The 7,495-nt window shown below is 32.5% G+C and carries 7 protein-coding genes and 2 pseudogenes; all 9 read left to right on the top strand.

The annotated features are described in order from the left end of the window. A pseudogene (locus B8955_RS06675) lies at positions 1–207 on the top strand (hypothetical protein); the annotation flags it as partial. A gap of 202 nt (positions 208–409) precedes the next feature. Continuing rightward, positions 410–814, top strand: a complete 405-nt coding sequence (locus B8955_RS06670; protein WP_084099455.1) for a plasmid mobilization protein — start codon at positions 410–412, stop codon at positions 812–814. 20 nt (positions 815–834) lie between these two features. After that, positions 835–1,734, top strand: a complete 900-nt coding sequence (locus B8955_RS06665) for a conjugal transfer protein (protein ID WP_084099454.1) — start codon at positions 835–837, stop codon at positions 1,732–1,734. Positions 1,735–2,047: 313 nt separating this feature from the next. Next, positions 2,048–2,095: pseudogene (locus tag B8955_RS07165) on the top strand (hypothetical protein); the annotation flags it as partial. A 15-nt stretch (positions 2,096–2,110) separates the two neighbouring features. Further along, positions 2,111–4,030: a tetracycline resistance ribosomal protection protein Tet(M) gene (gene tet(M) / locus B8955_RS06655; RefSeq protein ID WP_084099453.1), complete on the top strand. Its 1,920-nt coding sequence runs from the start codon at positions 2,111–2,113 to the stop codon at positions 4,028–4,030. Positions 4,031–4,079: 49 nt separating this feature from the next. Further along, entirely contained in the window at positions 4,080–4,343 is a 264-nt protein-coding gene (locus B8955_RS07160) for an ATP-binding cassette domain-containing protein (protein WP_084099452.1), read from the top strand. Positions 4,344–4,863: 520 nt separating this feature from the next. Further along, positions 4,864–5,412 carry a tyrosine-type recombinase/integrase gene (locus tag B8955_RS06645; protein WP_159444454.1) on the top strand — a complete coding sequence of 183 codons (549 nt, stop codon included), beginning with the start codon at positions 4,864–4,866 and terminating at the stop codon, positions 5,410–5,412. A 60-nt stretch (positions 5,413–5,472) separates the two neighbouring features. Continuing rightward, positions 5,473–5,874 (top strand): hypothetical protein, encoded by a 402-nt coding sequence (locus B8955_RS06640; RefSeq protein ID WP_084099450.1) that lies wholly within the window; start codon positions 5,473–5,475, stop codon positions 5,872–5,874. 758 nt (positions 5,875–6,632) lie between these two features. Further along, positions 6,633–7,495, top strand: an 863-nt coding sequence (locus B8955_RS06635; RefSeq protein ID WP_143238431.1) for a replication initiation protein, incomplete at its 3' end; no start/stop codon positions are given.

Here is a 7,495-nt window from a genome sequence, read left to right as displayed (position 1 = left end):
AATTATGGGGTGCTATCAACGCATGACCATGAATTGATTGAACAATTTAAACTAGAAGTTTATCCGATATACCAACAACTTGCTGATAGAGCGACACTAGATACCGTCGCAAAGCATATCTCATATGTTGCGAAACAAAACTATACGCACCCTGTTGGCTACTTTAAGAAAGCTGCCAAAGACTATCTGAAACGATTTATCTTGTAAAGAAGGCAAAGAAAATGGCAGATGAGATGAATAAACGTTGAGAAAATAGTTTTTAACTTTATAACCTTTAAGTTATATAGATGTAACAGCAAGCACAGTTAAGGTGTACACCTTAACGACAAAAATACAGATTCGTCTATATTTTTTATTTTGGGGTTTCACCCCAATCCCCGATATAAATTTCAGAAAGGAAATAGATAATATGACAAATAAAAATAGAGGTATGCATATAAAAGTAACTGAAGAGGAAAGAAATTTGATTCATGATATGGCAAAATCTTTAGGTTATAAATCAACATCAAGCTATATGATTTCAAGAGCAATTTCACCAGTTGTTTTTATAAAAAGAAACAAACCTTATGTAAAATTTTCAGCAGATATTTCTAAAATTGGATACAACATAAATCAAATCGCTAAGAAAGTAAATTCATTCGATAAAGTTATGGATTCAGATATTAAAGAGTTACAAGATGAAATTTCTAAGATGAAAAATATCATAGATTTAATTGAAGAAGATTTTAGCGAAAACGAAAAATTTATAAGAGTTCAATATGATGAAAGGAGTTTTTTAAGTGGCAACAACGAAGATAATTCCAGTCAAGACTAATATTAGAAGAATATCAGATTATGTTCAAAATAAAGAAAAAACAGATACCAAAGGAAAAGAAACCTCGTGTCTATAAGGTCAATCCTCATAAAAAGGTTGTGATTGCCTTGTGGGTACTTTTAGGGCTTAGTTTCAGCTTTGCGATATTCAAGCACTTTACAGCTATAGATACTCATACTATTCACGAAACAACTATCATAGAAAAGGAATACGTTGATACTCATCATGTAGAAAATTTTGTAGAGAACTTTGCGAAAGTCTACTATTCATGGGAGCAATCCGATAAGTCCATTGATAATCGAATGGAAAGTCTAAAAGGCTATCTGACAGATGAACTTCAAGCTCTCAATGTTGATACAGTACGCAAAGATATTCCTGTATCGTCTTCTGTAAGAGGATTTCAGATATGGACGGTAGAGCCAACTGGCGACAATGAGTTTAATGTAACCTACAGTGTAGACCAGCTCATTACAGAGGGAGAAAATACAAAGACCGTCCACTCTGCTTATATAGTGAGTGTCTATGTAGATGGTTCTGGAAATATGGTACTGGTTAAGAATCCGACCATTACCAACATACCTAAGAAATCAAGTTATAAACCAAAAGCCATTGAAAGTGAGGGGACGGTTGATTCCATTACAACCAATGAAATCAATGAGTTTTTAACGACGTTCTTCAAGCTCTATCCTACAGCGACAGCCAGTGAACTTTCCTACTATGTGAATGACGGGATATTAAAACCAATCGGAAAAGAGTACATCTTTCAAGAACTGGTAAATCCTATTCACAATCGTAAGGATAATCAAGTCACGGTATCGCTGACAGTGGAGTATATCGACCAGCAGACCAAAGCAACGCAGGTATCTCAATTTGATTTGGTACTTGAAAAGAACGGGAGTAATTGGAAGATTATAGAATAACAAATATTGGTACATTATTACAGCTATTTTGTAATCACGTACTCTCTTTGATAAAAAATTGGAGATTCTTTTACAAATATGCTCTTACGTGCTATTATTTAAGTATCTATTTAAAAGGAGTTAATAAATATGCGGCAAGGTATTCTTAAATAAACTGTCAATTTGATAGTGGGAACAAATAATTGGATGTCCTTTTTTAGGAGGGCTTAGTTTTTTGTACCCAGTTTAAGAATACCTTTATCATGTGATTCTAAAGTATCCAGAGAATATCTGTATGCTTTGTATACCTATGGTTATGCATAAAAATCCCAGTGATAAAAGTATTTATCACTGGGATTTTTATGCCCTTTTGGGTTTTTGAATGGAGGAAAATCACATGAAAATTATTAATATTGGAGTTTTAGCTCATGTTGATGCAGGAAAAACTACCTTAACAGAAAGCTTATTATATAACAGTGGAGCGATTACAGGATTAGGAAGCGTGGACAAAGGTACAACGAGGACGGATAATACGCTTTTAGAACGTCAGAGAGGAATTACAATTCAGACAGGAATAACCTCTTTTCAGTGGGAAAATACGAAGGTGAACATCATAGACACGCCAGGACATATGGATTTCTTAGCAGAAGTATATCGTTCATTATCAGTTTTAGATGGGGCAATTCTACTGATTTCTGCAAAAGATGGCGTACAAGCACAAACTCGTATATTATTTCATGCACTTAGGAAAATGGGGATTCCCACAATCTTTTTTATCAATAAGATTGACCAAAATGGAATTGATTTATCAACGGTTTATCAGGATATTAAAGAGAAACTTTCTGCCGAAATTGTAATCAAACAGAAGGTAGAACTGTATCCTAATATGTGTGTGACGAACTTTACCGAATCTGAACAATGGGATACGGTAATAGAGGGAAACGATGACCTTTTAGAGAAATATATGTCCGGTAAATCATTAGAAGCATTGGAACTCGAACAAGAGGAAAGCATAAGATTTCAGAATTGTTCCCTGTTCCCTGTTTATCACGGAAGTGCAAAAAACAATATAGGGATTGATAACCTTATAGAAGTGATTACGAATAAATTTTATTCATCAACACATCGAGGTCAGTCTGAACTTTGCGGAAATGTTTTCAAAATTGAATATACAAAAAAAAGACAACGTCTTGCATATATACGCCTTTATAGTGGAGTACTACATTTACGAGATTCGGTTAGAGTATCAGAAAAAGAAAAAATAAAAGTTACAGAAATGTATACTTCAATAAATGGTGAATTATGTAAAATCGATAAGGCTTATTCCGGGGAAATTGTTATTTTGCAGAATGAGTTTTTGAAGTTAAATAGTGTTCTTGGAGATACAAAACTATTGCCACAGAGAAAAAAGATTGAAAATCCGCACCCTCTACTACAAACAACTGTTGAACCGAGTAAACCTGAACAGAGAGAAATGTTGCTTGATGCCCTTTTGGAAATCTCAGATAGTGATCCGCTTCTACGATATTACGTGGATTCTACGACACATGAAATTATACTTTCTTTCTTAGGGAAAGTACAAATGGAGGTAACTTGTACTCTGATTCAAGAAAAATATCATATTGAGATAGAAACAAGAAAACCAACTGTCATTTATATGGAAAGACCATTAAAAAAATCTGAATTTACCATTGATATCGAAGTACCTCCAAATCCTTTCTGGGCTTCTATTGGTTTATCTGTAACACCACTTCCTTTGGGTAGTGGCATTCAGTATGAGAGCCTGGTTTCTCTAGGTTATTTAAATCAATCATTTCAAAATGCAGTTATGGAAGGTATACGCTATGGGTGTGAACAAGGATTGTACGGTTGGAAATTAACAGACTGTAAGATCTGTTTTAAGTATGGTCTATATTACAGCCCTGTCAGTACGCCAGCAGATTTTCGGATGCTTGCTCCTATTGTATTGGAACAAGTCTTAAAAAAAGCTGGAACAGAATTGTTAGAGCCATATCTTAGTTTTAAAATTTATGCGCCACAGGAATATCTTTCACGAGCATACAACGATGCTCCTAAATATTGTGCGAACATCGTAGACACTCAATTGAAAAATAATGAGGTCATTCTTAGTGGAGAAATCCCTGCTCGGTGTATTCAAGAATATCGTAGTGATTTAACTTTCTTTACAAATGGACGTAGTGTTTGTTTAACAGAGTTAAAAGGGTACCATGTTACTACCGGTGAACCTGTTTGCCAGCCCCGTCGTCCAAATAGTCGGATAGATAAAGTACGATATATGTTCAATAAAATAACTTAGTGTATTTTATGTTGTTATATAAATATGGTTTCTTGTTAAATAAGATGAAATATTATTTTTAAATGAAAGTAAATTATCAAACGGACAACGTCAACGATTATACTTATGTATGGCTTTATCTCTAAATCCAAAAATAATAATATTAGATGAAACACTATCTGGGCTTGATTATAACTTAGTAGATATTTTTATAACGCATGTTAAAACTCATAATATCAAAGCTATTGTTGTATCACATAATAAAAATATACTGAATAAACTTGATAAGGTTTTATTTATGAAGAATAAAACTTTATTTGATACAAATAACTAAATACTCAAAATGTCATTATGGGTACTAAGGAATCCTTTTATATAAGGGTTCCTTTTTTATTTTATTACGCTTATCTCTTCTTTTATAATTATGGGTACAAACAAATCCTATTAAATCAACAGAGTGATTTTCAGAAATTTATATTTGATTCTACTTCTAAAACATAAAAATCCCCCTTGATTTTTCCAAGGGGGATTTTTATGTTTATTTATTATTCTTTTTGTACAGCTTCCATAATATTCGTATCACAAATATAACGAACAGCATGAAAAGAGTTGACATTACAAATGCAATTCTCATAAATATTCTCCTTAATCAGCATATGTCACAAGATTTCCATTCTCAATTTTTGCTCTAACATATCCTGTCCACGATGGTCCGTCTTATAATATTATTAGTGACTTATCATTTGTAAATTATCATAAAATGAAATCGTTGACAAACGATATATTATCAACTTTACTAGCGATTTATTATATTTAAATATAGTAATATAACCATGAATAAAGGAAGTGAATATATGAAAGTTGCAAAACCGATTAAAGATCGAACGATATTAAAAGAGGTATTAGATGTTTATCCAACAAATAGTAGAAATCAACTGTTGCTACTATATTGCTTAAATACTGGGTTGCGTATCAGCGATGTGCTGACAGCAAAAGTAGGCGAAAGTGTCTTAGGTAAGCGAGAGCTTACAGAACAAAAAACGGGCAAACGTAAAGTAATTGCTTTACCAGATAAACTGATTCAACGTATACGCATATATGTGCAACAGGAGAGGCTTGAGATGGATGACTGGCTCTTCCGTGCGAATAATGAGCCTATACATCATATTAAACGTTCTCGTGCTGATAAAATCATTCGCTATGCAGGTGATATGGTGGGCATTACTTTATCAGCCCATTCTCTTCGGAAAACTTTTGGTTATTGGGCTTATCAAAATGGGACAAACTTAGAATACTTAATGCTGATCTTTAATCATGCTAGCGCACAAACAACGCTTCGGTATATTGGTATCGAGCAAGAAAATATCGATGAATTTTATAAATCAGTTGATATTGGTCTGTAATAGCATGCATGCTATGATATTGATAACATAGTCATATGAAAGTGATAGGGGTGTCATAGCATGATAGATGAACTAAAAAATAAAGTACAAATACAAGTACGCTTAACTGCTGATGAACGTGAGGAAATCAAGTATTTAGCGGAAGAAAATAACCAGTCAATGAATCAATATATACTAGATAAAGTCTTATCAGAAAATTCCAAAGATGATAGCACTCAAAATAGTGATAGCTATGAAAATCATAGCATGATGCTAGCATATTTAAAGGACCAAATAATAGAAAAAGATCAACAAATTTCCGCTTTAAATATGCGATTAGAAGAATCCTATAAGTTAATTAATCAACAACAACAATTATCACTTTTACAACAGCAACCCTTGAAAATTACAGAAGATGATAAAGAAAGAAATGAAGAGAACGATAAACATTCAAAAAGATGGTGGCAAAGAATTTGGTCATAAAGATGTGATAAGAGGCTTATATTTGCTCCTAAAGGCCTTTTGAAATCTATTTGAATATAAATACCTTAGATCATGTTAAAAACGCTAAAAACACCCTTAATTTTGTTTTTAGTGTTTTTAAGTTTGTCTAACGAAATAAGTAATTTAAAAGGCATCAGCAAGAGAAAAGCTCATATTTGCGTTCTAAGGCGTTTGAAAATCATCTGAGTGTATTTTTATATGCAAATAATGTTTAAGTGGCTTAGAACACCCTCATTTTCCTTTGGGGATTGTTAAGGGTGTTAACCCTTGACAATGCGTTAGCATGCAGACAAATGCAGAAGATTTAGCAAATTTACTTAGATTTTCAAATATTCTCATACAACAATTCCCCTTTTTCTTGAAAATAAGGGGTTTAAGGGGCTTTGCCCCTTTTTTTAATGGCTTGCGTCAGCAAGGCTTCTTTTTTATTTTTCTTTTCTCTTTTTTCAGTCATTTTTTTCATCGTCGAGAGACGATAAATAGATAAATGTTTAATATATCTATGTTTAGATAATGTTTAGATATATGTTTAGGATTTTTTGAGCCCTTGGGAGAGTAAGGCAGTAAGCACTTTTATTGGGGCAAATTGTTGGTTATTAAGGACAAATTGTTGGTTATCAAGGACAAATTGTTGGTTTCATTAGGGACAAATTGTTGGTTTATTGAGTCAATATAAAAAATTGACCTAAAAACATTTTTATATTAATATTTGAGTCATAAAAAGGAGCGCGACTCAAATGACAAATGAAGTAGTAAAATATCATAATGATTTAAATAGCATTAATATGCGAACATGGACTTCAGAAGAAATGAATTTTTTCTTTTCTATCATAGCTAAAGTACGTGATAAAGGTACGCGAGAAATAAAGTTAGATAAATTTGAACTAGCCGAGTTAGCTAATTATTCTGTTGCAAACAATAAAAGATTCCAAGATACCATTGAAAGCCTTGGAAAAAAAGTAGCTAATATTCACTATATTGAGCGAACTTCAAATTCATTTGAATTAATGAATCTCTTTACTCGTTTTAAATTTGAATGGAATGATGATTTGAGTGAAATGACTGCAATAGTAAAAGTTTCAGAGGTTTTTGAATATGTTGTAAATCGACTTCAAGTAGAATTTACAACATATGAATTAACTGAATTTACTAATATCCGTTCTACATATGCTAAAACGATGTATCGTTTATTAAAGCAATGGCGAACAATTGGAAAAAAAGAATTCAAAATAGATGATTTCAAATTCTTATTAAATTGTCCTAAGTCTTATAGTACAAGTGATATCGATAAGCGGATTTTAAAACCAGTAATTAAAGAACTATCTCCTTATTTTAAAAATCTGAAAGTAAAGAAAATAAAGAAAAATACGCGTGGAAATCCTTTAACTGGCTATTTATTTACTTGGAAACCTGAACAAACTCAACCTTGGGTAGAGAATAAATATAACGATCAACCACAAGAATATGCACCAAAATACGAGGATAAATTTACTGAATGGTTAATCAATTATGGGGTGCTATCAACGCATGACCATGAATTGATTGAACAATTTAAACTAGAAGTTTATCCGATATACCAACAACTTGCTGATAGAGCGAC

Origin of the sequence: Aerococcus suis, from assembly GCF_900176325.1 — a bacterium.
In the GTDB taxonomy this organism is placed as follows: Bacteria; Bacillota; Bacilli; order Lactobacillales; family Aerococcaceae; genus Aerococcus; species Aerococcus suis.
The sequence above is the reverse complement of the archived record's forward strand: the minus strand, read 5'-3'. Positions and strand labels throughout refer to the sequence as shown.